At 50.5% G+C, this 23,183-nt stretch carries 27 protein-coding genes; 12 read left to right on the top strand and 15 right to left on the bottom strand.

Annotation, left to right across the window (positions count from 1 at the left end):
* Nucleotides 1-77 precede the first annotated feature (77 nt).
* From cysK to crr, 4 genes are all read left to right on the top strand, one after another.
* Nucleotides 78-1,046, top strand: a complete 969-nt coding sequence (gene cysK, locus D6M16_RS01375; RefSeq protein ID WP_120510240.1) for a cysteine synthase A — start codon at nt 78-80, stop codon at nt 1,044-1,046.
* 318 nt (nt 1,047-1,364) lie between these two features.
* A complete protein-coding gene (locus D6M16_RS01370) occupies nt 1,365-1,622 on the top strand; it encodes an HPr family phosphocarrier protein (RefSeq protein WP_027253897.1) in 258 nt (85 codons plus the stop codon).
* A gap of 53 nt (nt 1,623-1,675) precedes the next feature.
* Nucleotides 1,676-3,403 carry a phosphoenolpyruvate-protein phosphotransferase PtsI gene (gene ptsI / locus D6M16_RS01365; RefSeq protein ID WP_120510239.1) on the top strand — a complete coding sequence of 576 codons (1,728 nt, stop codon included), beginning with the start codon at nt 1,676-1,678 and terminating at the stop codon, nt 3,401-3,403.
* 40 nt (nt 3,404-3,443) lie between these two features.
* Nucleotides 3,444-3,953, top strand: coding sequence for a PTS glucose transporter subunit IIA (gene crr, locus D6M16_RS01360; protein ID WP_120510238.1), 510 nt, complete (start codon nt 3,444-3,446; stop codon nt 3,951-3,953).
* 77 nt (nt 3,954-4,030) lie between these two features.
* On the opposite strand, the gene D6M16_RS01355 is transcribed toward crr, so the two are convergent.
* The 3 genes from D6M16_RS01355 to D6M16_RS01345 all read right to left on the bottom strand — a co-directional run bounded on the left by D6M16_RS01355 (nt 4,031) and on the right by D6M16_RS01345 (nt 6,009).
* Nucleotides 4,031-4,936 carry a Dyp-type peroxidase gene (locus tag D6M16_RS01355; protein WP_120510237.1) on the bottom strand — a complete coding sequence of 302 codons (906 nt, stop codon included), beginning with the start codon at nt 4,934-4,936 and terminating at the stop codon, nt 4,031-4,033.
* Nucleotides 4,937-5,150: 214 nt separating this feature from the next.
* Nucleotides 5,151-5,546: a hypothetical protein gene (locus D6M16_RS01350; protein ID WP_120510236.1), complete on the bottom strand. Its 396-nt coding sequence runs from the start codon at nt 5,544-5,546 to the stop codon at nt 5,151-5,153.
* 19 nt (nt 5,547-5,565) lie between these two features.
* Nucleotides 5,566-6,009 (bottom strand): DUF2919 domain-containing protein, encoded by a 444-nt coding sequence (locus tag D6M16_RS01345; RefSeq protein ID WP_120510235.1) that lies wholly within the window; start codon nt 6,007-6,009, stop codon nt 5,566-5,568.
* Between the two features lie 389 nt (nt 6,010-6,398).
* On the opposite strand from D6M16_RS01345, the gene D6M16_RS01340 reads away from it, so the two are divergent.
* Both D6M16_RS01340 and D6M16_RS01335 read left to right on the top strand, forming a co-directional pair.
* Nucleotides 6,399-6,740, top strand: coding sequence for a DUF2956 domain-containing protein (locus D6M16_RS01340; RefSeq protein ID WP_120510234.1), 342 nt, complete (start codon nt 6,399-6,401; stop codon nt 6,738-6,740).
* 81 nt (nt 6,741-6,821) lie between these two features.
* Nucleotides 6,822-7,019, top strand: coding sequence for a hypothetical protein (locus D6M16_RS01335; protein ID WP_120510233.1), 198 nt, complete (start codon nt 6,822-6,824; stop codon nt 7,017-7,019).
* On the opposite strand, the gene D6M16_RS01330 is transcribed toward D6M16_RS01335, so the two are convergent.
* Genes D6M16_RS01330 through napF form a run of 6 tightly spaced genes read right to left on the bottom strand, consistent with a single transcriptional unit; the run spans nt 7,016 to nt 11,551 of the window.
* Complete coding sequence (locus D6M16_RS01330; RefSeq protein WP_120510232.1) at nt 7,016-7,153, bottom strand: TIGR02808 family protein; 138 nt, start codon at nt 7,151-7,153, stop codon at nt 7,016-7,018. The two genes, D6M16_RS01335 and D6M16_RS01330, sit on opposite strands and share 4 nt — an antisense overlap.
* A 10-nt stretch (nt 7,154-7,163) precedes the next feature.
* Nucleotides 7,164-7,739, bottom strand: a complete 576-nt coding sequence (locus D6M16_RS01325; protein WP_120510231.1) for a NapC/NirT family cytochrome c — start codon at nt 7,737-7,739, stop codon at nt 7,164-7,166.
* Nucleotides 7,740-7,753: 14 nt separating this feature from the next.
* Complete coding sequence (locus D6M16_RS01320) at nt 7,754-8,224, bottom strand: nitrate reductase cytochrome c-type subunit (protein WP_420812223.1); 471 nt, start codon at nt 8,222-8,224, stop codon at nt 7,754-7,756.
* 18 nt (nt 8,225-8,242) lie between these two features.
* Nucleotides 8,243-10,729: a periplasmic nitrate reductase subunit alpha gene (napA, locus tag D6M16_RS01315; RefSeq protein ID WP_120510229.1), complete on the bottom strand. Its 2,487-nt coding sequence runs from the start codon at nt 10,727-10,729 to the stop codon at nt 8,243-8,245.
* Nucleotides 10,726-11,055 (bottom strand): chaperone NapD, encoded by a 330-nt coding sequence (locus tag D6M16_RS01310; RefSeq protein ID WP_120510228.1) that lies wholly within the window; start codon nt 11,053-11,055, stop codon nt 10,726-10,728. Before D6M16_RS01310 ends, napA begins: the two co-directional genes overlap by 4 nt.
* A 7-nt stretch (nt 11,056-11,062) precedes the next feature.
* Nucleotides 11,063-11,551, bottom strand: coding sequence for a ferredoxin-type protein NapF (napF, locus tag D6M16_RS01305; protein WP_120510227.1), 489 nt, complete (start codon nt 11,549-11,551; stop codon nt 11,063-11,065).
* Nucleotides 11,552-11,789: 238 nt separating this feature from the next.
* On the opposite strand from napF, the gene narQ reads away from it, so the two are divergent.
* From narQ to D6M16_RS01275, 6 genes are all read left to right on the top strand, one after another.
* Nucleotides 11,790-13,541, top strand: coding sequence for a nitrate/nitrite two-component system sensor histidine kinase NarQ (narQ, locus tag D6M16_RS01300; RefSeq protein WP_162940892.1), 1,752 nt, complete (start codon nt 11,790-11,792; stop codon nt 13,539-13,541).
* Nucleotides 13,534-14,169, top strand: coding sequence for a response regulator (locus tag D6M16_RS01295; protein WP_120510225.1), 636 nt, complete (start codon nt 13,534-13,536; stop codon nt 14,167-14,169). Before narQ ends, D6M16_RS01295 begins: the two co-directional genes overlap by 8 nt.
* A gap of 108 nt (nt 14,170-14,277) precedes the next feature.
* Entirely contained in the window at nt 14,278-14,625 is a 348-nt protein-coding gene (locus D6M16_RS01290; protein WP_120510224.1) for an ArsC family reductase, read from the top strand.
* 45 nt (nt 14,626-14,670) lie between these two features.
* Complete coding sequence (gene dapE / locus D6M16_RS01285; RefSeq protein WP_120510223.1) at nt 14,671-15,804, top strand: succinyl-diaminopimelate desuccinylase; 1,134 nt, start codon at nt 14,671-14,673, stop codon at nt 15,802-15,804.
* Between the two features lie 17 nt (nt 15,805-15,821).
* Nucleotides 15,822-16,490 carry a M15 family metallopeptidase gene (locus D6M16_RS01280; protein WP_205576851.1) on the top strand — a complete coding sequence of 223 codons (669 nt, stop codon included), beginning with the start codon at nt 15,822-15,824 and terminating at the stop codon, nt 16,488-16,490.
* Nucleotide 16,491: 1 nt separating this feature from the next.
* Nucleotides 16,492-16,707 (top strand): DUF2897 family protein, encoded by a 216-nt coding sequence (locus tag D6M16_RS01275; RefSeq protein ID WP_120510221.1) that lies wholly within the window; start codon nt 16,492-16,494, stop codon nt 16,705-16,707.
* Nucleotides 16,708-16,755: 48 nt separating this feature from the next.
* Here the strand turns inward: D6M16_RS01275 and D6M16_RS01270 are convergent, their stop codons facing one another.
* From D6M16_RS01270 to D6M16_RS01245, 6 genes are all read right to left on the bottom strand, one after another.
* Nucleotides 16,756-18,012 (bottom strand): glutamate-5-semialdehyde dehydrogenase, encoded by a 1,257-nt coding sequence (locus tag D6M16_RS01270; RefSeq protein ID WP_120510220.1) that lies wholly within the window; start codon nt 18,010-18,012, stop codon nt 16,756-16,758.
* A gap of 85 nt (nt 18,013-18,097) precedes the next feature.
* Nucleotides 18,098-19,258, bottom strand: a complete 1,161-nt coding sequence (gene proB / locus D6M16_RS01265) for a glutamate 5-kinase (RefSeq protein WP_120510219.1) — start codon at nt 19,256-19,258, stop codon at nt 18,098-18,100.
* A gap of 118 nt (nt 19,259-19,376) precedes the next feature.
* A complete protein-coding gene (gene crl / locus D6M16_RS01260) occupies nt 19,377-19,781 on the bottom strand; it encodes a sigma factor-binding protein Crl (protein ID WP_120510218.1) in 405 nt (134 codons plus the stop codon).
* A 136-nt stretch (nt 19,782-19,917) separates the two neighbouring features.
* The gene (gene frsA / locus D6M16_RS01255) at nt 19,918-21,174 is read right to left on the bottom strand and encodes an esterase FrsA (RefSeq protein ID WP_120511822.1); all 1,257 of its coding nucleotides are present in this window, start codon (nt 21,172-21,174) and stop codon (nt 19,918-19,920) included.
* A gap of 165 nt (nt 21,175-21,339) precedes the next feature.
* Nucleotides 21,340-21,798 carry a xanthine phosphoribosyltransferase gene (gpt, locus tag D6M16_RS01250; RefSeq protein WP_120510217.1) on the bottom strand — a complete coding sequence of 153 codons (459 nt, stop codon included), beginning with the start codon at nt 21,796-21,798 and terminating at the stop codon, nt 21,340-21,342.
* Between the two features lie 51 nt (nt 21,799-21,849).
* Nucleotides 21,850-23,139, bottom strand: a complete 1,290-nt coding sequence (locus D6M16_RS01245) for an NCS2 family permease (RefSeq protein WP_120510216.1) — start codon at nt 23,137-23,139, stop codon at nt 21,850-21,852.
* Nucleotides 23,140-23,183 lie beyond the last annotated feature (44 nt).

The raw sequence follows: 23,183 nt of genomic DNA, 5'->3' as shown, positions 1-23,183 counted from the left end.
ATTCCTTTCCAATGCGTGGTCAGCGATTATGCTTTGACTATCATTTGTTGATAACGTGTCACCAAGGAACGACAAGCATGAGTAAGATTTACGAAGATAATTCTCTGACAATTGGTAATACCCCACTGGTACGCCTGAACCGTGTCAGCAAAGGCAATGTTCTGGCAAAAATTGAATCACGCAACCCAAGTTTCAGCGTTAAATGCCGCATCGGTGCCAACATGATTTGGGATGCGGAGAAACGTGGCGTGCTGAAACAGGGTATAGAGCTGGTTGAGCCTACCAGTGGAAACACAGGTATTGCCCTTGCCTTTGTTGCTGCTGCCCGCGGTTACAAACTGACTCTGACCATGCCAGAGAGTATGAGCCTGGAGCGTCGTAAACTGCTCAAAGCACTCGGCGCCAATCTGGTTCTGACTGAAGCACCAAAAGGCATGAAAGGTGCCATTGAAAAAGCAGAAGAAATTGTCGCTTCTGACCCGGAAAAATACCTGCTGCTTCAGCAGTTTGATAACCCTGCTAACCCGCAAATCCACGAAAAGACCACAGGCCCGGAAATTTGGGATGCAACCGAAGGCGAGATTGATGTGTTCGTTTCTGGCGTAGGTACCGGTGGTACTCTGACAGGCGTCAGCCGCTTTATCAAACAGCAGAAAGGCAAAGCCATTACCACTGTTGCCGTTGAGCCAAGCGAGTCTCCTGTTATTACTCAGGCATTGAACGGTGAAGAGATCAAACCGGCTCCGCACAAAATTCAGGGTATCGGTGCAGGCTTCATTCCTGGCAACCTGGATTTGTCTCTGATTGATGAAGTAGAGCGTGTCAGCTCGGAAGATGCGATAGCTATGGCCCAGCGTCTGATGGAAGAAGAAGGCATTCTGGCTGGTATCTCTTCCGGTGCCGCAGTGGTTGCAGCAAACCGCCTTGCTGATCGCCCGGAATTCGCCGGCAAAAACATTGTTGTAGTGCTACCAAGTTCAGGTGAGCGCTATCTCTCATCGGCATTGTTCGCTGGTATCTTTACTGAAAAAGAAACCCAACAGTGATCACAAAATTGCCATTTTTGATAAGCATTTGTTAAAGTCAAGCCCCTCAATAGGGGCTTTTTTATTGCTTTTTGACCTTAGCTTTAATATAAATCCGACCACGCTTTTATTTTCAGCATCGAAATAAAAGAGTGAAAATTGACCTGGTCGATGTTTGCCGGGTCACAAACCTCTTAGAATGGGTTCCAGAGATAAACTAAATCAATGTAAGTGAATGTGGAATTAGAACCTAAATTAGCAAGCTTTCGCTATAGGGATTAAGCTTACTTTCAGTTACGTGATTATTACATAATACGATATTAAGAATCGGGGTGAAAAATGTATCAGAAGCAAGTTGAGATCACTGCAGAAAACGGCCTACACACTCGTCCTGCTGCGCAATTCGTTAAAGAAGCCAAAGGTTTTGACGCTGACATCACTGTGACTTCTAATGGTAAAAGCGCAAGCGCTAAAAGCCTGTTCAAACTGCAAACACTGGGCCTGGTTAAAGGCACTGTGGTCACCATTTCTGCTGAAGGTTCACAAGCTCAGGAAGCTGTTGATCACCTGGTTGCCCTGATGGACCAGCTGCACTAATCGGCCGCAGTACATTAATTTCCCTAGTTGTTTGTTAAATTTAAGGTAAGGCTATGATTTCAGGTATCCTGGCATCTCCTGGCATCGCTTTCGGTAAAGCGCTGCTACTGCAGGAAGAAGAGATTACTCTCGACAAGTCACCCATTTCTGCCGATCAAATCGAGAAAGAAATTGAGTGCTTCTTCAATGCGCGTCAGAAATCTTCTGAGCAACTCGACGTTATCAAAGAGAAAGCACGTATTACCTTCGGCGAAGAGAAGGAAGCCATCTTTGAAGGCCACATCATGTTGCTTGAAGATGAAGAGCTTGAAGAGGAAATCATAGCCTTCATTAAAGAGAACAAGGCACGTGCTGCCTATGCAATTCACGCGATCATTGAAGAGCAGGCAACCACGCTGGAATCTCTGGATGATGAGTACCTGAAAGAGCGTGCCACCGACATCCGTGATATCGGTAACCGTGTGGTGAAAAATGCATTGGGTATCAACATTGTCAATCTGAGCGCCATCAATGAAGAAGTGATTCTGGTGGCCAACGATCTGACGCCTTCTGAAACGGCGCAAATCAATCTGAAATACGTGCTGGGTTTTGCTACCGACATTGGTGGTCGTACGTCTCACACCTCAATCATGGCTCGTTCACTCGAGTTACCTGCCATTGTGGGTACTAACGACATCACCAAACAAGTGAAAAACGGTGACATGTTAGTGTTGGACGCTATTAATAACCAAATTGTTATTAATCCAACAGCAGACGAAATGTCAAAGTTCAAAGCTATTCGCGATGAGTATCAGGCAGAAAAAGATGAGCTCGCGAAGCTGAAGGATTTGCCGGCAATTACGCTGGATGGCCAGCAGGTCGAAGTGTGCGGCAACATAGGTACAGTGAAAGACTGTGAAGGCGTCAACCGTAACGGCGGTGAAGGTGTTGGTCTGTACCGTACTGAATTCCTGTTCATGGACCGCGATTCACTGCCGACTGAAGACGAACAGTACCAGGCCTATAAAGATGTGGCAGAAGCCATGCATGGACAGTCAGTGATCATCCGCACCATGGATATCGGCGGTGATAAAGATCTGCCGTACATGGATCTGCCAAAAGAAATGAATCCATTCCTGGGTTGGCGCGCAGTGCGTATCAGCCTGGATCGTCGTGAAATCCTGCGTGCTCAGCTGCGTGCTATTCTGCGTGCCTCTGCACATGGCAAGCTGCGTGTCATGTTCCCGATGATTATCTCTGTCGAAGAGATTCGTGAACTGAAAAACGAAATGGAAACCTACAAAGCAGAACTCCGTGAAGAAGGTATTGCTTTCGACGACAAGATTGAAGTTGGCGTCATGGTTGAAACGCCGGCTGCAGCGGCAATAGCTCACCATTTGGCCAAAGAAGTCGACTTCTTTAGCATTGGTACAAACGACTTAACCCAGTATACTCTGGCTGTTGACCGTGGTAACGAGCTGATTTCTCATCTATATAATCCAATGTCACCCGCAGTGTTAACCGTCATCAAGCAAGTCATCGATGCTTCCCACAAGGAAGGTAAATGGACTGGCATGTGTGGTGAGTTAGCTGGTGATGATCGTGCAACCCTGCTATTGCTTGGTATGGGCCTTGATGAGTTCAGCATGAGTGCGATTTCAATCCCACGCATCAAAAAAGTGATTCGTAACAGTAACTTTGCTGATGTGAAGCTGATGGCCGAGCAAGCACTTGCTCTTCCAACTGCCGCTGAAATCGAAGCACACGTAGAGACATTTATCGCAGAAAAAACCATCTGCTAAGATAGCTGCAGATAGAATAACAACGCTTAGGAGCAACACTATGGGTCTGTTTGACAAATTGAAGAAGCTGGTTTCTGACGACACCAATGAAACTGGTGCTATTGAGATCATCGCCCCGCTTTCAGGTGAAATCGTAAATATCGAAGATGTGCCTGATGTTGTTTTTGCTGAAAAAATTGTTGGTGACGGTATCGCCATCAAACCAGCAGGTAACAAGATGGTTGCCCCGGTAAACGGTACTATCGGTAAAATTTTTGAAACCAACCACGCATTCTCTATTGAATCTGATGATGGTGTAGAGCTGTTCGTTCACTTTGGTATCGATACTGTTGAACTGAAAGGCGAAGGCTTCACGCGTATTGCAGAAGAAGGTCAAACTGTGAAAGTGGGTGACACTATCATTGAGTTCGATCTGGCTGTACTGGAAGAGAAAGCGAAGTCAACGCTGACGCCAGTTGTGATTTCTAACATGGATGAAATCAAAGAGCTGAGCAAACTGTCCGGCACCGTCACCGTGGGTGAAACACCTGTACTGCGCATTAAGAAGTAAAGCTTCTTGATAGACGGTATGCGTTAATAAAACGCCGCCTGAAAAGGCGGCGTTTTTACATCAGTGAATCATGACGATTATCCCTGTAACTGCATCAGCATTTCTGTCGAGGGCACAAAGAAGTAAGCACCTGTGACCGCTTTGGTAAAGTCCAGCAACCTATCAGTCTGCCCGTCTTTTTCACCGTACATACTGCCGAGCATTTCACGGAAGTTCCGTTGCTGGGCGCAATAGGCAATAAACAATAAGCCGTGCTCACCGCTCACTGTGCCATAGGGCAAACTATGACGCACAATTTTTAGCCCTTTACCCGCTTCTTTCAGATCCACCCTACCCACGTGTGAATCAGCCGGAACATCATCCAATTCAACCGAATCTGGTTTCGTACGACCGATAATTTTCTCCTGCTGGGCAACATTCACAGCATGCCAGGCAGGTAAATGATGGACAAAGCGCTGGACCATCACAAAGCTCCCTCCTACGAAGGGCCCTTCAGGAATAATAGCCACCTCTTGTCTGGCGGCCTGTTTCTTAGGGTTCTCGGTGCCGTCGATAAAGCCGGTCAGATCACGGGCATCCAGGTAGCGAAAACAATTCGTTTCATCAATAATTTCCACTTCTGTCGTAATCGGCTGCAGGAAGCTGCTCAGCAGATGAAAATTCAGATCATGGCGGCTAGAGTGAATATGAAGCAGCAGATCACCGCCGGTGGAGGGTGCGGTAACATCACCACTTCCCAGCGGAGCAAACTCTTCAAAATCGTTGGGACACCCTTTTTCAAATTGCTGCCAGAATGCTTTGCCGAAACCAAAGCTCAGGCGAATACCAGCACTGACGTGCTGATGATTTAGCTTTTCCGCGACTTCAAAGATCCCCTGGCACTGACGTATAACCTTGTCTTTATTTCCTACCAGGTTAAACACACAGACCAAAGAATACGGACCCGCTTCAGGTAAAATGGCACTTTGTGGTGTCACATTCATTCTCCCAATGTTGCGTTTTTCTATACTTAGCGCTTCATGCTGCTAACTGTCTGATAGCAGCATCAAAAATGAAAAGTATATTGTAAGTTGTCCTGAGTTAATCATATTGATCAATGACAGCCAAGTCAGAAAAGTGCTCATCGTCGACAAAATATGGCAGAGAAAAAGCAAAAAGCGCCGAAAAGGCGCTTTTATCGCAGAACACTAGAGCACTTTACGCAGACATCACTGCGACCTGAAGTTTAACCGACTGCTCATCTTCCTGGGATGACTCAAACGACGCTGGCGTATCCAGTCCAGTCGAAATGACCGGTGCCGCCAACACACGCCATGCGCCATCATCCAGTTGCTCCTGAATTTTAAAGGCGATTTTAACTTCTTCCGCAGACACTTCGAGTAGCTCAGCGCTGCCCAGAAACTTACGACGCTGGTCATCATCAGCGGTGCCGAAAATCACCGTTTCTTCACCCGGCAGCAATTGCAATGAGGTAGCTACCGACTGGTGATACCCTGCACTTGACAGCTCCAGGTTCACATTCAGTAACCAGTCTGCCATTGCCAGCGGGCTTAACAAGGCGCTGAACAGCACCCCTCTTCCCAAATCATTCATCTGACACTTTCTCCATGGGCTAATTGGCAAATGTATGTCTGACTCGGGAACTTCGTACCAGATAAGCCATTAGCCAAATGGTTGCCAGCAAAGTAACCGCTACTGGCCAGCTAAAGGCGCCTCTTAACAATGTCAGTTGGTACACTTGCAATACTAAATCAAGCACATATACGGACAACAAAATGTATCTGCCATACCGCCATGCTACGTTTATCATTTTGTTATTCTTATGACGCAGTCCGCTCAGCCACATCAAGCACAAGGCAGGCAGACCGATCCCCATCAGGAAGTACAAATTCTCTGTATGAGGATAAAACAGCTGGAGCAGCTCAGCACCTTGCGCTCTACTGACACCAGCCATGACAAACACTCCCCATCCCCTGGCACTAAACAGCATACACAACCATAACAGGCCGGAAGGTTTTAGCAGACCATTGCTGTCGTAAGCATCTATTGAATACATGCGTCTGGTGCTCAGAAACAGGGAAATCGTATTTATCGTTACTGACAATAAATGATATGGATCAATTGGCAAAGGTACAGACATTCGTTCTGCGTTATAACGCACGGATTAATTACTTAACCTGCAATCTTGATCACGCTTTTACGTATATTTAACAAACAAAGAAAAGTACTATGATTCCAGCAGAAGTAACACTTTTAATGCCATGACGATAACTGATGATATTTCATTTACTTACTAACGATATCGCCCCTCAAACATCACTCGTCAGGTGATGTGGAATACCTTTAATTGTAGGAATATTCCTACAAAACTCAGTCTTTATGCACAACGACAACAATGGCATAAAATGCTATTAAATCGATAAAATTACCATTAACGAGTATGCAATGAACAAAACATCCCACTCCCCCTCACCAGAAACGCAAGCGGAAGCGATGCAAATTGCCAGAGCCACGCAAAAACCGGGACAGACAAAAGAACAGACCAAGCTGATCGCGCAGGGGATTCAAAAGGGCATCGAACTCTACAAGAAACAGCAAAAGGCCAAAGCGCGCGAAAGGGATAAGCTGCGTAAGAAGCAGTTAAAAGAAAAAACGGCCCCCAATCCCACTGAGCCAACTCAGTCAGCGCATACTGAAGTGCAAAAAGTCGTCATACAAAGCCCGGTGCCCTGGATTCTACTGTTGTTATCATGGGCAGGATTCATTGGTTGGTATTTTATTAATTGATGTGTAAATAGCAGAAAACGCGCTTGATAATTATTAGCATTTGCATCTATACTTATCCGTAGCTTTTAAAAGGATATAGATATGGAGCGGAATGTGTTTCGTATTATCTGTTTGCTTGGGTTGGCCTGCGTAGCTGTACTTCACCTGGGTGAAATTTGGCTTACAGGCCGCTCACCATTTTCTGCATTTCTGACTGACTGGTTACCGCTTTATGCTGCCTGGCTGGCGGCTTTGATCATCAGCAGGAAGCCGCCTGGCCAGGATAACGGCTGCCGCTAACGGCCAGGTTTGTCTTTTCCGAATGAAAGTATCCATAAAGACACTACAGCAACCATCAGAAACCCCGTTAAGATAATGACGGGCATGGCGGCATAACCAAGCACATGCCAGATAACCGATTCCAGCGTACTCATCGCTCTCTCCTTATTGCCAGCCTTCAACATCTTTCATATCAGGCAGTCTGTGAGCTATCCCTTTATGGCAGTCCACACAGGTTTTATCTCCCGAGGCGAGTGCCTCTGAATGCTGCTTCACTGCGCGTAACCCTTGTTCAGAATAATCCATGTACTCAAACTGATGACAGTTTCGGCACTCCTTGGAGTCGTTGTTTTTCATCCGGCTCCATTCGCGGTGAGCCAGATGCCCCCGCCTTTCCTGAAATTTTTCTTCGGTGTTTATCGTCCCCATCGCAAACGCAAACAGCTCTTTCGATGCCTGCACTTTGCGGACAATCTTATCTGTCCATTCATGAGGCACATGACAATCAGAACAAATCGCCCGCACACCCGAGCGGTTTGAGTAATGGATGGTTTCACGTATCTCCTTCACTATCGGTGCATGGCAACCTGAGCAGAACACTTCGGTGTTCGTGGCCTCCATCCCGGTGTTAAATGCCCCCCAAAACAGCAAGCCACCCATGAAGCCCAGAAACAGCACCACACCAGCTGCCGCTTTACTCGGTGAACTAAGACGGCGCCAGAAGCGTTTAATGATATTCATAACAGGCTCCGTCGTTATTTTTGGTCCAGGGCGTCAACCCGCTTGAACGTGTTATCCACCAAGGGAGTCGCGTCAGCCTGAGGGACATGACACTGCAGACAGAAATAGCGGCTGGGCGACACATCTGACAGCACCTGACCCTGACGGGGGGAACGGTAATGCGTTACGCTGATTTTTGTCGCTCCCATCTCGTTGGCGTATTTCCAACTGTGGCACGACAAGCATTTATTGGCATTGAGCGAGACCTCGTAGTTGCGAATCGTATGCGGGATCAACGGCGGCTGGTACACATAATCGCTGTCAATCGGCTGGCCGTCTTTCGGATACTTTTTCCAGCTTTCACCGGGAAACGTATCTTTGATTTCCGTCTGGCCACGTAACGAATGCAGACCACCATTACCACCCACCAGCTCTTCGTTCGCGGCATGAGCCGCGCCAAATGCGAGCAACAAAACCATCAAGCCACTGGCAAATTTAGATGTCATTTTCATGGTCGGATCCCTTTACGCCTTTCTGATCTTGATTGGACATTTTTTATAGTCTGTCTGTTTGGACAGGGGATCAGTGGCATCCAGTACCAGTTTGTTGATCAACACCCGGGCATCAAAGAAAGGAACAAAAACCAGTCCGACCGGCGGTCTGTTACGCCCCCGGGTATCCACCCGGCAACGCACCTCACCGCGGCGGGAAGTCAGAATAACCTCATCGCCCCGGCGCAAATTACGTTTTTCCGCCTCGTCAGGGTGTATGTAACACACCGCATCCGGCACCGCTTTGTACAATTCAGGCACCCGACGGGTCATAGTACCTGTGTGCCAGTGCTCCAATACCCGGCCGGTACACAGCCACAAATCGTACTCTTCATCCGGCACTTCCGGCGGCTGTTCATAAGGCGCAAAGATAATGTTGGCTTTACCATCTGGCTGGCCGTAAAAGTAAAACCCTTTGCCTTCAGGCACGTAAGGATCAGAACCTTCGGCATAGCGCCAGCGTGTTTCCTGACCATCAACCACAGGCCAGCGCAGCCCCCGGACCTCGTGATAGTCATCGTAAGGCGCTAAATCATGGCCATGGCCGCGACCAAAACTGGCGTACTCCTCAAACAGCCCTTTCTGCACGTAATACCCCTGGGCTTTGGCATCATCATTGAGCTCCTGCGCTTGCTCCAGCGGGAACTGATCCACCTGGCCATTACGGAACAGTACGTCGTACATCGTCTTGCCTTTGTACTCCGGCATACTATTGAGCAAAGCTTCATCCCACACTTCTTCCATTTTGAAGCGTTTGCTGAATTCCATAATCTGCCATAGATCCGATTTGGCCTCCCCCGGTGCGGATACCTGCTGATACCATGCCTGTGTACGGCGTTCCGCGTTGCCATAAGCGCCCTCTTTTTCAACCCACATGGCGGTTGGCAGTACCAGATCAGCAGACTGGGCTGTGGCTGTCGGATAAGGGTCGGAGCACACAATAAAGTTCTCCGGATTGCGGTATCCCGGTAAGCGTTCTTTATTAATATTCGGCCCGGCCTGCATATTGTTGTTACACATCACCCAGTAGGCATTCAGCACGCCATCATGCAACATACGATCCTGCTGTACTGCATGGAAACCCGGTTTTGCTGGAATCGTGCCTTCCGGCAGCTTCCATATTTTTTCTGCAGTCGCCCGGTGCTTAGGATTAGTTACCACCAAATCTGCGGGCAGACGGTGAGCAAACGTACCGACTTCACGCGCCGTACCGCAGGCCGATGGCTGTCCGGTCAGGGAAAACGGACTGTTGCCGGGCTGAGAAATTTTGCCTGTCAGCAAGTGGATGTTGTACACCAGATTATTCATCCAGACTCCACGGGTGTGCTGGTTCATCCCCATGGTCCAGAGCGACATCACTTTGGTGTTTGGATCTGCATAATACTTGGCCAGTTCGACCAGCTTCTCCTTCTCCACACCAGACAGTTCAACGGTTTTTTCCAGCGTGTATTCAGAGACGGATTTTTTGTATTCCTCAAACGTCATCTCATGCATGACGCCAGAGTTAGGATGCGCCGCCGCTTTCTGCAATGGGTCATCATCGCGCAGGCCGTAGCCGATATCGGTGTCTGCGCGTTTGAAATGGGTGTGTTTGTCAACAAAGTCCCAGTTCACTGCGTCATTTTCAATGATGTAATTGGCAATAAAGTTGGCGATAGCCAGGTCGGTCTGCGGATGGAAAATCATCCCGTTATCCGCCAGCTCAAATGAGCGATGGTAATAGGTCGATAACACGTTGACCTTGACATGTGGGTGGCTAAGCCGCCGGTCGGTAATGCGTGTCCACAATATAGGGTGCATCTCAGCCATATTCGAGCCCCAGAGCACAAACGCATCAGCATGTTCAAAATCGTCGTAACAGCCCATGGGTTCATCCATATTGAACGCCCGCATAAAACCCACCACGGCTGAGGCCATACAATGGCGGGCATTGGGGTCAATATTGTTGGAACGGAACCCGGCTTTCATCATCTTGGAGGCCGCATAGCCTTCCATCACTGTCCATTGGCCGGAACCGAACATTCCCACACTGGTTGGCCCTTTGGCTTTCAGCGCCGCTTTCCATTTTTCGGCCATGATGTCGAAGGCCTGCTCCCAGCTGACGGGCTGGAAATCACCGTCTTTATGGTACTGGCCGTCCTTCATGCGCAATAATGGCGTGGTCAGGCGATCAGAGCCATACATAATCTTGGACAGGAAATAGCCCTTAATACAATTGAGGCCACGATTCACTTCGGCTTCAGGATCGGCCTGAGTCGCTATCACCCGGCCTTCTTGCGTACCCACCAAAACTGAACAGCCGGTACCACAAAAGCGGCAGGGGGCTTTATCCCAGTGAATTTTGGTTTCATCTGAGCTTACAATCAGGTTTGTCGCCGAAGCGGGCAAAGTAATGCCGGCCACAGCTGCAGCCGATGCTGCCGCGTTCGCTTTCACAAACGCCCGTCTGGTCATTTTCATGGTGTGTCCTCAAAGTCAGGTCCCTGCTGCTCAACCTGGTGAAACACCAGAAAAGTCGTCAGCACATATTCAAATGCATTAATCGTGTCAATAATGCCTGTCACCTCTCTGTGGCTCGGGGTTTCCAGCACCACAACCAGCTTGCCGACGTGGCTCTCTCCGTACACTTCAGCCTGTGGCAGCGCATTAATCTGAGCTTTTACCTGCATAAGTCCTTCTGGTTTGACATGCACAACCAGACTGGAAATATGGACTTCCTCCGACAAACAGTCAGATGCGACAGATTGGGTTGAACTGGATTGATCAGGTGCACCTCGTTGCTTCATAAGTGTGTTATTCCACTTTAGTGACAGACTGAATCTGAATAGCCTGAGTTGGGCAGACGGACACACAGGCACCGCAGCCGGTGCAATCTGCGTCACTGATTACCGGTTGAGCAACCTTTCCCGGCTGCAAGACAAAGCGTATCGCCGACGGTGCACATTCGTCTCCGCATGTCCGGCAATCCACCCCTTGTTTGGCCAGACAGGCTGATGAAATGGTGGCACTGACCTGCCAGGGCTGTTCTTGCCGGGGACGAAATAACGGCTCCGGACACACCTGCGCACACTGATAACAGAAAGTGCATTCACCACGCTGAAAATCAACCTGAGGAAAACCGCCATCACCCTGCACTATGATCTTGGTCTCACAGGCACTCAGACAGGCCTGACAGCGCGTACACTGATCCGTAAACGCGTGATCGTCGATCATCCAGGGTAATCGTGGCGCCTGTGGCGCACTGTCTCGCCGCAGCCAGAATCGTCGTGCTAAATCAGCCATAGGTATTACACATGGGTTCCACTGCCTGCAAAAGGCAACATATTCAGAGATAAACAGTCAAAGTATAGACATAGTTTAGGTGTGGGTATTCAGGGCTTAACATACCCCTAAGGAGGTAATTCGGGCCTAACCTTGTTTGAGATCAAGAAAGTACAACGCTTAACTTCACAAAATGCACAGCATCAGCGAAAACAGTCTTATTGAAATGGAAAGCCTCCCACGCTTAGCAGGAGAACGTGTGCCCAAACGTCCGAATTTATCCCCCTCAAACACCCTGCCAAAGTCTGGCCTGCTGGCTGGCAGTGTCACGGGAACGGTGGCCAGCGTCATGCTGGCCATTGTCTTGCTTTCACTGCTGACCACAGGCGCCACTATGTTTGCCGTCAGTGCCAGCCGTTATGATGCTGAAGTGGTCAATCTGGCCGGTTCGCTCCGCATGCAGAGCTACCGGCTGGCATTTCAGCTGGCCGGGAAGGGAGCGGCGAGCACACAGGATATCGACCAGTTCAGCCAGACGCTGGCGACCCCAGCAATGACTTCCCTGCTCGGGCTGACCACCCCAGACGATCTGACCCAAAGCTATCAGGCAATACTGGACGACTGGCACCGCATCAGCCCGGAGCTGACCGGCCAGCACCCTGACTTTTTCATCCATCAGGTGCCCGAATTTGTCGACCGAATCGATCACTTCGTCTATGAATTACAAGACTTTTCAAAGCGAAAACTGCAATTGATGGCCATCATTGCCGGGCTGGGGCTGGGGCTGATTCTGCTGCTGGCGCTGTTTGCGATTCAGTACAGCCGACGGTTTATTGTGCCCCCGCTGCATAACCTGCTCATCGCCAGTCAGCAGGTACAGTCTCGCAATTTTGCCGTCCGGGTACAGGAAGACAGCCAGAATGAACTGGGCACTCTGGCTAAAGCGTTCAATCAGATGGCTGAAGAACTGGGACAAAGTTACCAGGCGCTGGAGCACACGGTCGAAGAGAAAACGCGCCGGCTGCAGGAAGCCAACAATGCATTGAAAACTCTGTATGACTGCGCACAGTTATTATCCCTGAACCGCATTCAGGCCAAGCACTTCAGTCAGGTACTAGACCGGCTGATTCAGCTGGAGGGCTTCGCGGCTATCAGGCTGGTCGTCGAAGAGGGCCAAGGCATACGGACGGAGTTTCAGGCCGGCGAACCTGCCGAGAATCAGTCCTGGCATCATCATGCGCTTAAGCAGGAGAACCAGCACCAGGGCACGCTTTGGTGGCAACATACCTTGCCCTGTCCCGACCCGGCACTGATCATCAGTGTCGGTCACCTGCTGAGCCGTGCACTCTATGCTCAGCAGAATCAGGTCCAGAACGAGCAGTTGCTGCTAATGGAAGAAAGGGCCACCATAGCCAGGGAATTGCATGACTCACTGGCTCAGGCGCTGTCTTATCTGAAAATTCAGCTCACCCTGCTCAAGCGTCAGCTAGCCACATCACCGGCATCCGCCAACGGTGTGATTGATGATATTGATAATGGCCTGTCGCAGGCCTATCGCCAGCTTCGCGAATTACTCAATACCTTTCGTCTGTCGGTCAAACCCGGCAAGCTGGGTGATGCCCTGAACGACATGCTGAGTGTGCTGCGTAATCAAACCAATGCCACTATCTTGCTTCATAATCAGTTGCCGTCAATTCAATTGACCGCACCACAGCATATTCACCTGCTCCACCTGACCAGAGAAGCCGTCATCAATGCCATTAAACATGCCAGAGCCAAGACGATAACCGTTGACTGTATTCAGCAGGGAAACCATGTACTGGTTGAAATTACCGACGATGGTCAGGGGTTTAATCCGGAACACAGCAAGGCTTCACACTATGGCCTGTCTATCATGAATGAACGCGCCGAGAGCCTCGGCGGCCAATTGACTATTACCAGCGCACCGGGTAAAGGCTGCCTTGTTCAACTGAAATTTGCGCTACAGAACACAGGAAATAACCATGAGTAACACGCCGGTATACCGGGTTTTAATTGTTGATGACCACCCATTGATGCGCCGCGGGCTTGGCCAGTTACTGGAACTGGAAGCCGGTTTTGAGCTGGCCGGTGAAGCCAGTAACGGTTATCAGGCACTGGATTTAGCCAGCGAGCACGAACCCGATCTGATTTTACTGGATCTGAATATGAAAGGCTTATCCGGGTTAGATACCCTGCGTGCTCTGCGTGAACAGGACAGCCAGGCGATAGTCGTCATCCTGACCGTGTCCGATAACCCCAGTGACATTCGCGCTCTGATCAAAGCCGGTGCGGACGGCTACCTGCTGAAAGATACCGAACCCGAGCAATTGCTGGTATTACTGCATCAGGCCGTTGCCGGCCAGCAGGTGTTCAGTCATCAAATCAGTCAGTATCTGGCAGACAGCGCCAACACCGGCGATCCGCTCAATACATTGACCGGCAGAGAGAAAGAAATCCTCCATCTGGTCGCCCAGGGTAAACGCAACAAAGATATCGCTGTCCAGCTCTTCATTTCAGAAGCGACAGTGAAAGTGCATATCAAAAGCCTGCTGAAAAAGCTGGACGTCGGCTCCCGCACCGCAGCCACCGTCATCTACCTGCAAACGCAGGACAGATAACCCTCATCCCGGACTTCAATTAGGGTTTGCCATTGCGAACCCTGCGCATTCCCGTTATAAAAGGGGCTTGTTTTATTATTCCTGCCAGACAGAAAAACAGGTTAGATTATGAGCACCATCGCCTACGGGATCAAAAACTGCGATACCATCAAAAAAATGAAAAAGTGGCTCGATGAGCAAGGCATCGAGTACCGTTTTCATGATTACCGTGTTGACGGTCTGGATCGCGGCCTCCTTGAATCATTTGAAGCCGAACTGGGCTGGGAAGCCTTGCTGAACAAACGCGGTACCACTTTCCGCCAGCTAAGTGATGAGCAGAAAAATACCCTCAACCGCGACAGCGCACTCACATTAATGCTGGAACAACCGGCCATGATCAAACGTCCGTTACTGGTTCACAACCAAAGTTACCATCTGGGTTTCAAACCGGATCAGTATCAGGCTATTTTCGCTTAACGTTCAAAATCACTTTCACTACGTCATATTAAGAAGGAAACACGGATGTCAGACAGCCCAGTCATCGCCCTGGCCAAAGACCTTATCAGCCGACAATCAGTCACCCCAGCAGATGCCGGGTGTCAGGATGTCATGATTGCCCGACTGGAAAAACTGGGCTTCAAGATTGAGACCATGGTATTTGAAGATACCACCAATTTTTGGGCTCGCCGTGGCACAGAAGCACCTTTATTTGTGTTCGCCGGTCACACTGATGTCGTGCCCGCAGGACCAGAAGCGCAATGGCACACGCCGCCGTTTGAACCCACTGTTATTGACGGTTATCTGCACGGCCGTGGCGCCGCCGATATGAAAGGTTCACTGGCCTGCATGATAGTTGCCATTGAACGTTTTGTGGCTGAGAATCCGGACCACAAAGGCTCTATCGCCCTGCTGATCACTTCAGATGAAGAAGGCCCTTTCATTAATGGTACGACGCGGGTTGTGGATACGCTTGAAGCGCGACAGGAAAAAATCGACATGTGTATTGTCGGCGAACCGTCCAGCACTCATGAAGTCGGCGATGTAGTGAAAAACGGTCGCCGTGGCTCTATCACCGGCGATCTGATCGTTAAAGGCGTCCAGGGCCACGTGGCCTACCCTCACCTGGCCGATAATCCGGTTCACAAAGCCATGCCGGCCTTGGCCGAACTCTCTGCCACTGTCTGGGATAACGGCAACGACTACTTCCCGCCGACCAGTTTTCAGATTGCCAATGTCGCAGCTGGCACAGGGGCATCCAATGTGATCCCAGGCGAATTTCATGTCCAGTTCAATTTCCGTTTCAGCACTGAGCTGACGGTTGAAGACATCAAGCGCAAAGTCCATTCGGTACTGGATGCCCACGGACTTGACTATGATCTTATCTGGACGTTCAGCGGCCACCCATTCCTGACCGACGAAGGTACCTTACTGGAAGCTGTGGTCAGCGCCATTGAGGAAGTTAACCATAAGCGTCCTGAACTGCTGACGACAGGCGGAACCTCTGATGGCCGTTTCATTGCCCGCACCGGGGCACAAGTCGTCGAACTGGGACCGGTTAATGCCACCATTCACAAAGTCAACGAATGTGTAAAAATGGCCGATCTGGAAAAGCTCACCGATATGTACCAGAAAGTGATGGAAAAAGCCCTGGCATGACACTCAGTCAAAGCACATTGACGCTGGAGCAACTCACAGGGCTGGACGAAAGCCATCTCTGTGAGTATCAGCAGCGCCTGATCCATCAGGGCGTTCACGATGCGCTGGCCGCCTTACAACAGGCGGCCGCTGACGCAGGGTTCGAGCTGACAATCGCCAGCGCCTTCCGCTCCTTTGAGCGCCAGATGCTGATCTGGAATAACAAGTTCAATGGCGTACGTCCGATACTGGACAGCTGCAGCCAGCCGCTGGATACAAGCTGTCTGAATGAACTGGATAAGATCCGGGCGATTTTACGCTGGTCAGCCCTGCCCGGTGCCAGCCGCCATCATTGGGGGACGGATCTGGATGTCTATGCCCGTAACTGCCTGCCGGAAGGCTCACAGTTACAGTTAGAACCCTGGGAGTATGAAGAAGGCGGCCACCAGGCCGCATTCAACACCTGGCTGACGGACAATATGGGCCGTTTTGGTTTCTACCGGCCTTATGCCGTTGATTTAGGTGGGGTCGCTGTCGAGCCCTGGCATATCAGCTATTTTCCGCTCAGTCAGTCGCTTCGGGAGCAGCTAACGCCAAGCCAGCTTGCCACTGTGATAGGCAGTCAACCTGTTGCAGGAAAATCGCATATTCTGGCAAACCTTGATACGCTTTACAGTAAGTACATCAACAACATCTGCGAGGTCTGAGATGGAATGGCTGCTCAATCCCTGGGTTATCTCTATCATCATTGTGAGCGTGGTGGTCAGCAATATTGCCGCTATTAAATACACAGCCAATATGAAATTTGGCCGTCACGACAAAACTCAGGAACTATTACGAAAACAACAGGAAGTCGAGAACCTGAAGCATAAACACCCCCAGGACGATGCAGCAGATCAGGACGATGCGGCAGATAAAAAATAACCGGTTGCTCTGAACCGGTTATGTTGCGCATTCAGTACTGTTTTTGCGTCAGCTGCGGCACAGGTAATCCGCTTGTCCGACCCACTTATAGCTAGTCAGTTCTTCCAACCCCATCGGGCCGCGGGCATGCAGTTTCTGGGTCGAAACCGCGACTTCAGCGCCCAGTCCGAACTGTGCACCATCGGTAAACCGGGTTGAAGCGTTGACATACACAGCGGCAGAACCTGCTGCATTGATGAAACGCTCGGCCGACATCAAATCATTGGTCAGAATCGCATCGGAATGGCTGGCATTGTGATCCTGCATATGGCGGATAGCCGCTTCTACATCAGGTACCAGTTTCACTCCCAGGGTATAACTCAGCCACTCGGTATCAAAATCTCCCTCTTGCGCTTCGCGCAATTGATCGGCCTGACCTTGCAGTATACTCAGCGCCTGCCCCTCAGCAACCAGCAGCACTTTGTTCTGATTCATGCGTTCTGCGAATGCAGGCAGAAAATCGGCTGCCACCGCCTCATGGACCAGCAGGGTATCCAGCGCATTACAGGCGGACGGACGCTGCACTTTGGCGTTTTCCACCACATCCAGCGCGCGCGCCAAATCGGCAGACTGATCGACAAAGGCATGACTGATGCCAAAGCCACCGATAATCACAGGAATGGTGCTTTTTTCTTTACACATTTTGTGCAGGCCGGCACCACCACGGGGAATGATCATATCAACATACTGATCCATGGTCAGCAGCTCAGAGACCAGCTCTCTGTCCGGTTTGGCAATATACTGCACCGATGCACCGGGCAAGCCGGCTTTTTCCAAGGCCTGCTGAATGACACTGACCAGCGCCATATTGGAGTGGAAGGTTTCCCGTCCGCCGCGCAAAATGCTGGCATTACCGGTTTTCAGACACAGAGCGGCGATATCAATGGTCACGTTCGGGCGGGCTTCATAAATCACCCCTACCACACCTAACGGAACACGACGACGGCTCAGACGCATGCCATTTTCCAGCACGCGCGAGTCCAGCTCAGCACCAACAGGATCCGGCAAACCAATCACATTGCGCACATCGCCGGCGATAGCCGCGAGACGCGATGCATTCAGCATTAGCCGATCCAGCAATGCCTCAGACATGCCGCTTTCACGCGCCGCAGCCAGATCTTTTTCATTGGCTGCCAGAATTTCTGCCTGACGGGCTTCCAGTTCATCGGCGATAAACGCCAACGCCTGATTTTTCTGCGCTGTCGCTGTCGTTGCCAGTGTAAAAGCAGCCTGCCTGGCTGCCTGTCCCATTGCTTGCAATTCCACCCTGTTCCCCTTTATCGGTCTGTCTCTAGCAAATCACTTCATCCCCAATGACCTCAAAGGCTCGGGGATGATTATCTGTTTCTGGTTATATCAGTACCAGATCATCCCTGTGCACAGCAACCGGCCCGTATTCATAACCCAGTACCTTGTGGATATCCTGGCTGTGTTTACCAGCGATTTTAGCAATATCCAGGCTGGAATAACGGCTGATGCCCCGGGCCAGCAAAATGCCATCGGTGCTGTAAATGCGGGCGACTTCGCCCCGCTCAAACTCACCTTTCACCGCAGTAATACCTTTCGCCAGCAAGCTGCTGCCGCGCTGTGTCACGGCCATGGCGGCCCCGGCGTCGACAATAATATCCCCGGCAGGAGGAGGACCGGCCAGAATCCAGCGCTTACGGCTTTCCAGTGGCGATTCCAGTGGCAGGAAATGCGTGCCCAATTGCTCGCCCTTCACTATGCCGGCAATCACTTCCGGTCTGCTGCCAGCGGCAATAATCACTTCAATCCCTGCCCGGCGAGCCACATCTGCCGCCTGCAGTTTTGTCGCCATACCGCCTGTGCCTAAACCACCGACACTGCCACCGGCCAGCTTACGCAGAGTTTCATCTATGGTATGTACTTCACGTATCAATTCCGCATCCGGATTGCTGCGCGGATCGGCAGTAAACAGCCCGGGCTGATCGGTCAGCAGCAACAGCTTGTCCGCACCGGCCAGAATGCCAACCAGCGCGGAGAGGTTGTCGTTATCACCGACTTTAATTTCAGTGGTTGCCACGGCATCATTCTCATTCACGACAGGAATAATCCCGTGCTCCAGTAAGGCCAGCAGCATATCCCGGGCATTCAGATAACGCTCCCTGTCATTCAGATCTGCGCGGGTTAACAGCATCTGGCCCACATGCAGGCCATAAATACTAAAGAGCTGCTCCCATTCCTGAATCAGGCGGCTCTGGCCCACGGCAGCCAGCAGCTGCTTACTGGCCATGGTTTTCGGCAGTTCAGGGTAACCCAGATGCTCGCGACCTGCGGCAATCGCACCGGAAGTCACAATAATCACCTGGTGACCCTGCTGGCGCAAATGTGCACATTGACGAACCAGTTCAACCATATGGGCCCGGTCCAGCTTGAGTGTGCCGCCAGTCAGCACACTGGTACCCAGTTTCACTACTATGGTCTGTATTGCAGTTTGCTCTGTATGGTGAGCACTTTGCTCACTGAGATGTTTTTCGTGATTATCTGCCATGAGGATTCAAAAAGGATGCGGATGAATGGCATTTGTTTTATCAACCCCGACCGTAAAGCACAAGAAAAATGCGCCGGTAACGGCGCATTTTCTGCTTTTTCAGGGTTTAGTACTGAAATCAGGCCGAAACGGATAAAGTCGGTGACGACAGATCCGATGCCGGGCTCAGCGAGAGCGAGTATTCCTGTTCAAGCAGGGTAATCAGTTTCTGGTAAAAATCATCCAGAGTCTGCTGGACCGGCTCCAGGTGCTTGGCCGGCACTTTGTCTTCCAGCCAGTCGCCATTGATGTCATAGCGCCCGAAATAATAACGGTACTGATAGCCGGCCTCTGTTTCAACCATTTCCAGCCACCAGCCCCAGAACTCACGCTCTTCCGGTGCTTTTTTGGCATTAATGCAACTGGCAAGACAATCGAAGAAAAAGTGCCCTTCGGATGAGTGCTGCTGGCGGAGATACGGACCAAGCGCGGTCAGCTTGGTCATCAGGCGGCCATGAGGAGGAAAAATGACTTGTGTTGGCATAGCATGTCCATCCTTAGTCGGAGTTCAAAAAAAGCGCAACTTTCTGAAAATATCCCTTGTTGGAATGACTATTTAACGCACAAGGCCAATGAAATGGCAACATATTATTTACATCCTCGGACCAGAACAAGCCGCTTTACAGCGTGTCCTTCAACCAGTCGACTACCGTGCTCATCACTCTGTGATAACCATCATGCAAAGGCGCGGCAGGCACAGTCACCGCTTTCCCGCCCCGGCTTGATAAAGCAATCAGCTGGTTATCCGTCTCAGGGCACACAGGATCGTCTTTTAAACTGACCCCAAGCATAGGGATATCGACTTTACGACGGGCGAGCAACCCCTGCTGCTTGAGCGACCAGGCACTCATATGAGACACCAGGCTTGCTTTAGAAACCCAATTTTTTCCCATCCGGGAAGCAAACATGTCCAGATACATTCTGGGCATACTGTTCAACAATTTAGGCTGGCTCAGTAGTCCATGAATAATGCCACCAATGCTGATACTGGTTTTCAGTCGTGTAGGTTCCAGGAAACCCAGCCGGATAGCAGCATTGCCGCCAAAGCGTATCCCCAGCATAGCGACCCTGTTATGGTCCACCCAGGGCACATCACGCACCTGTTGCAGCAATGCCTGGTGAAGGCGGCTGGTGTCTTCGGTCAATGGCCAGGCCGCACTGTGGCCAACTGATGGCATGTCCAGTGTGATCATCGCAAAACCGGCAGGGCCGAGGTAATCCTGATACAAGGGCCACAGCTCAGTTTGCAATGTATCCAGACCACCACTGACAATCACTGTCGGTAACAACTTATCGGTACAAGGCAAGTGAATAAAAGCCTGAAACTTTTTGCCCTGGTAGGCGACATCAATGGTTTTTACCTGATGCGGCATCAGTTCGGTGGCATCTTTATAGGTCAGGCTCGCCTGAAGCTCTGCCTGGGCGGCCAGTTCATCTCCCTTCAGGTGGGGATAGGCAGCAATCCCATAATGGGTGCTGGCTTTGAGCAACAGTTTAGCTGCCTGTTCGCTGTCGCCCTTATCCAGGCACTCACGGCTTAATCGCTGGTATTTACTGCCCAGCTGTGACCATTCGTAAACCCAGTTGCCAGGCTTGTAACCGATCACTGTATCCAGCAGATCATCATTGGTACGTTGTGCATCGGCACTGGCAATCTTGGCAAAAACACTCTCCATTTCAATAGGATCAACGCCTTGCCAAATCCATAGCGGGCGTCGCAGAACACGGTACCAGCCGCTTTCACTGTCCCCATCGAGTGCATTATGAACTTCTTGGGATGAAGTATGGGCCAGCTTAACCAGACTTGAGGTTTCTTTGGTCGTTTGACGAGGAGCAAACAATTTTTCAGACAAGTTTACCTTGGAAGGCTCAGACACAATTGACTCCTGCATTTGTCGGTTCATAACCTGCTACCGCCACCCAGCGATAACATTGAATCTGGCTATATTGTATATGTTTTCTCTGCCATTACCCCAAGCAACAGGCACAAAAAAAGGAGCCTGTTCGCTCCTTTTTGAAAAAATGCAGGGTGGCTGTCTTACTCAGCGCTTGGCAATAGGATCCACAAAGGTCACTGCCATATCCCAGGGTTGCTCAATCCAGGTATCCTGCGCAATATCGACAACATAATCATCAACCAGATGTTTTCCGGCAGGTTTGGCGCATACTGTCACGAATTTTGCTTTAGGGTACATAGAGCGGATCATTTCCGCCGTACCGCCGGTATCCACCAAATCGTCCACTACGATAAAGCCGTCACCATCACCCTCTGCTTTTTTCAGTACTTTCATATCACGCTGATGATCATGGTCATAGCTTGAAATACATACTGTATCAACATGGCGAATACCCAGTTCACGCGCAAGAATAGCAGCCGGTACCAAACCGCCACGGCTCACAGCGATAATACCTTTCCACTGCTCGGCAGGCAGCAGCTTCTCAGCCAGCTGACGCGTGTAACTCTGCATGTTGTCCCAGGTGATGACGAACTTATTACTCATATCCGATGAACCTCTAAATCAGCGAATAAAAACCGCTGGTCGATAAACAAATTATAAAAAGATGATTTTAGCTGCAAACAGTGCGGCAATAACCCAAACGCTGATGTTCACCTCGCGTCCTTTTCCACTGAGCAATTTCACTGCAGCATAGGTGATAAAGCCCAGAGCTATACCTTCAGCGATAGAATATGTTAGCGGCATTAGCAGGCAAACCACAACTACAGGTGCTGCTTCTGTTAAGTCACGCCAGTCAATACCCACCAGACCTGACATCATCAGAATGGCCACATAAAACAGTGCCCCTGCGGTTGCGTACGCTGGCACCATGCCAGCCAGTGGCGAGAAGAACAGCGCCAGCAGGAAAAGAACACCAACAGTGACAGCCGTCAGGCCGGTTCGGCCTCCCGCAGCTACCCCCGCGACACTTTCAACGTATGAGGTAGTGTTGGATGTCCCCAGTAAAGCCCCCACAGAGGTTGCGGTACTGTCTGCCAGCAGCGCACGGCTCAGTCGCGGTAACTTGCCGTCTTTATCCACCATATCGGCTTTGGTTGCCACACCAACCAGAGTACCGGCAGTGTCGAACAGATCCACGAACAGGAAGGCAAAAACAATCGATACCAGACCCACATCCAGGGCACCACTAAAGTCCAGTTGCATGAAAGTCGGTGCTATGCTTGGCGGCGCAGACACAATCCCGTTGTATTGGATGTCACCAAACAGGATGCCCAGGCCCGTTACGATCAAAATCGCCAGCAATACGGCAGCTTTCAATCCACGGTGTACCAGAGCAATTGTCAGCACGAAGCCAAGTGATGCCATAACGGCAGGAAAGCTTGTCAGATCACCGACATGTACCAGAGTCGCTGGATTATCAACGACGATCCCGGCACTTTGCAGCGCGATAAAGGCCAGAAATAATCCGATTCCCGCCGTGATACCAATCCGGAGAGACATAGGTATGGCATTGATAAGCCATTCCCGTACTTTGAGCAGGCTCAAGGCAATGAAACACAGGCCAGAGAAGAAAACCGCCGCCAGCGCAACCTGCCAGGTATGCCCCATTCCCAGTACAACGGAATAAGTAAAGAAAGCATTCAAGCCCATACCAGGCGCCTGAGCAACCGGGTAATTAGCCACCAGGCCCATCACAAAACAACCTATCGTGGCTGCCAGACAGGTCGCCACAAAGACCGCACCTTTATCCATTCCTGTTGCCGACAACATGGACGGATTCACAAAGATAATATAGGCCATCGTCAGGAAGGTCGTTGCACCTGCCAGAACTTCAGTACGAACGTCCGTACCGTTTTCACTCAACTTAAACAGTTTCTCAAGCATTGCTCTCTGGTCCTTGGAGAAAAGTGTTTGCTACCTCTGAAACG

The organism is Photobacterium salinisoli (assembly GCF_003614885.1).
GTDB classification, from domain to species: Bacteria; Pseudomonadota; Gammaproteobacteria; order Enterobacterales; family Vibrionaceae; genus Photobacterium; species Photobacterium salinisoli.
This window is presented reverse-complemented; position numbering and strand designations above follow the sequence as displayed.

Excerpts from the sequence above, each read along its gene's own strand:
- dapE (WP_120510223.1), top strand. The coding sequence starts at position 14,671 with ATGTCAGACAGCCCAGTCATCGCCCTGGCCAAAGACCTTATCAGCCGA.
- D6M16_RS01295 (WP_120510225.1), top strand. The coding sequence starts at position 13,534 with ATGAGTAACACGCCGGTATACCGGGTTTTAATTGTTGATGACCACCCA.
- D6M16_RS01310 (WP_120510228.1), bottom strand. The coding sequence starts at position 11,055 with ATGAAGCAACGAGGTGCACCTGATCAATCCAGTTCAACCCAATCTGTC.
- crl (WP_120510218.1), bottom strand. The coding sequence starts at position 19,781 with ATGCCAACACAAGTCATTTTTCCTCCTCATGGCCGCCTGATGACCAAG.
- D6M16_RS01320 (WP_420812223.1), bottom strand. The coding sequence starts at position 8,224 with ATGACATCTAAATTTGCCAGTGGCTTGATGGTTTTGTTGCTCGCATTT.
- gpt (WP_120510217.1), bottom strand. The coding sequence starts at position 21,798 with ATGAGTAATAAGTTCGTCATCACCTGGGACAACATGCAGAGTTACACG.
- D6M16_RS01345 (WP_120510235.1), bottom strand. The coding sequence starts at position 6,009 with ATGTATTCAATAGATGCTTACGACAGCAATGGTCTGCTAAAACCTTCC.
- napA (WP_120510229.1), bottom strand. The coding sequence starts at position 10,729 with ATGAAAATGACCAGACGGGCGTTTGTGAAAGCGAACGCGGCAGCATCG.
- D6M16_RS01275 (WP_120510221.1), top strand. The coding sequence starts at position 16,492 with ATGGAATGGCTGCTCAATCCCTGGGTTATCTCTATCATCATTGTGAGC.
- D6M16_RS01335 (WP_120510233.1), top strand. The coding sequence starts at position 6,822 with ATGGAGCGGAATGTGTTTCGTATTATCTGTTTGCTTGGGTTGGCCTGC.
- D6M16_RS01355 (WP_120510237.1), bottom strand. The coding sequence starts at position 4,936 with ATGAATGTGACACCACAAAGTGCCATTTTACCTGAAGCGGGTCCGTAT.
- D6M16_RS01245 (WP_120510216.1), bottom strand. The coding sequence starts at position 23,139 with ATGCTTGAGAAACTGTTTAAGTTGAGTGAAAACGGTACGGACGTTCGT.
- D6M16_RS01370 (WP_027253897.1), top strand. The coding sequence starts at position 1,365 with ATGTATCAGAAGCAAGTTGAGATCACTGCAGAAAACGGCCTACACACT.
- crr (WP_120510238.1), top strand. The coding sequence starts at position 3,444 with ATGGGTCTGTTTGACAAATTGAAGAAGCTGGTTTCTGACGACACCAAT.
- proB (WP_120510219.1), bottom strand. The coding sequence starts at position 19,258 with ATGGCAGATAATCACGAAAAACATCTCAGTGAGCAAAGTGCTCACCAT.
- napF (WP_120510227.1), bottom strand. The coding sequence starts at position 11,551 with ATGGCTGATTTAGCACGACGATTCTGGCTGCGGCGAGACAGTGCGCCA.
- D6M16_RS01330 (WP_120510232.1), bottom strand. The coding sequence starts at position 7,153 with ATGAGTACGCTGGAATCGGTTATCTGGCATGTGCTTGGTTATGCCGCC.
- cysK (WP_120510240.1), top strand. The coding sequence starts at position 78 with ATGAGTAAGATTTACGAAGATAATTCTCTGACAATTGGTAATACCCCA.
- D6M16_RS01350 (WP_120510236.1), bottom strand. The coding sequence starts at position 5,546 with ATGAATGATTTGGGAAGAGGGGTGCTGTTCAGCGCCTTGTTAAGCCCG.
- D6M16_RS01325 (WP_120510231.1), bottom strand. The coding sequence starts at position 7,739 with ATGAATATCATTAAACGCTTCTGGCGCCGTCTTAGTTCACCGAGTAAA.
- D6M16_RS01340 (WP_120510234.1), top strand. The coding sequence starts at position 6,399 with ATGAACAAAACATCCCACTCCCCCTCACCAGAAACGCAAGCGGAAGCG.
- ptsI (WP_120510239.1), top strand. The coding sequence starts at position 1,676 with ATGATTTCAGGTATCCTGGCATCTCCTGGCATCGCTTTCGGTAAAGCG.
- D6M16_RS01290 (WP_120510224.1), top strand. The coding sequence starts at position 14,278 with ATGAGCACCATCGCCTACGGGATCAAAAACTGCGATACCATCAAAAAA.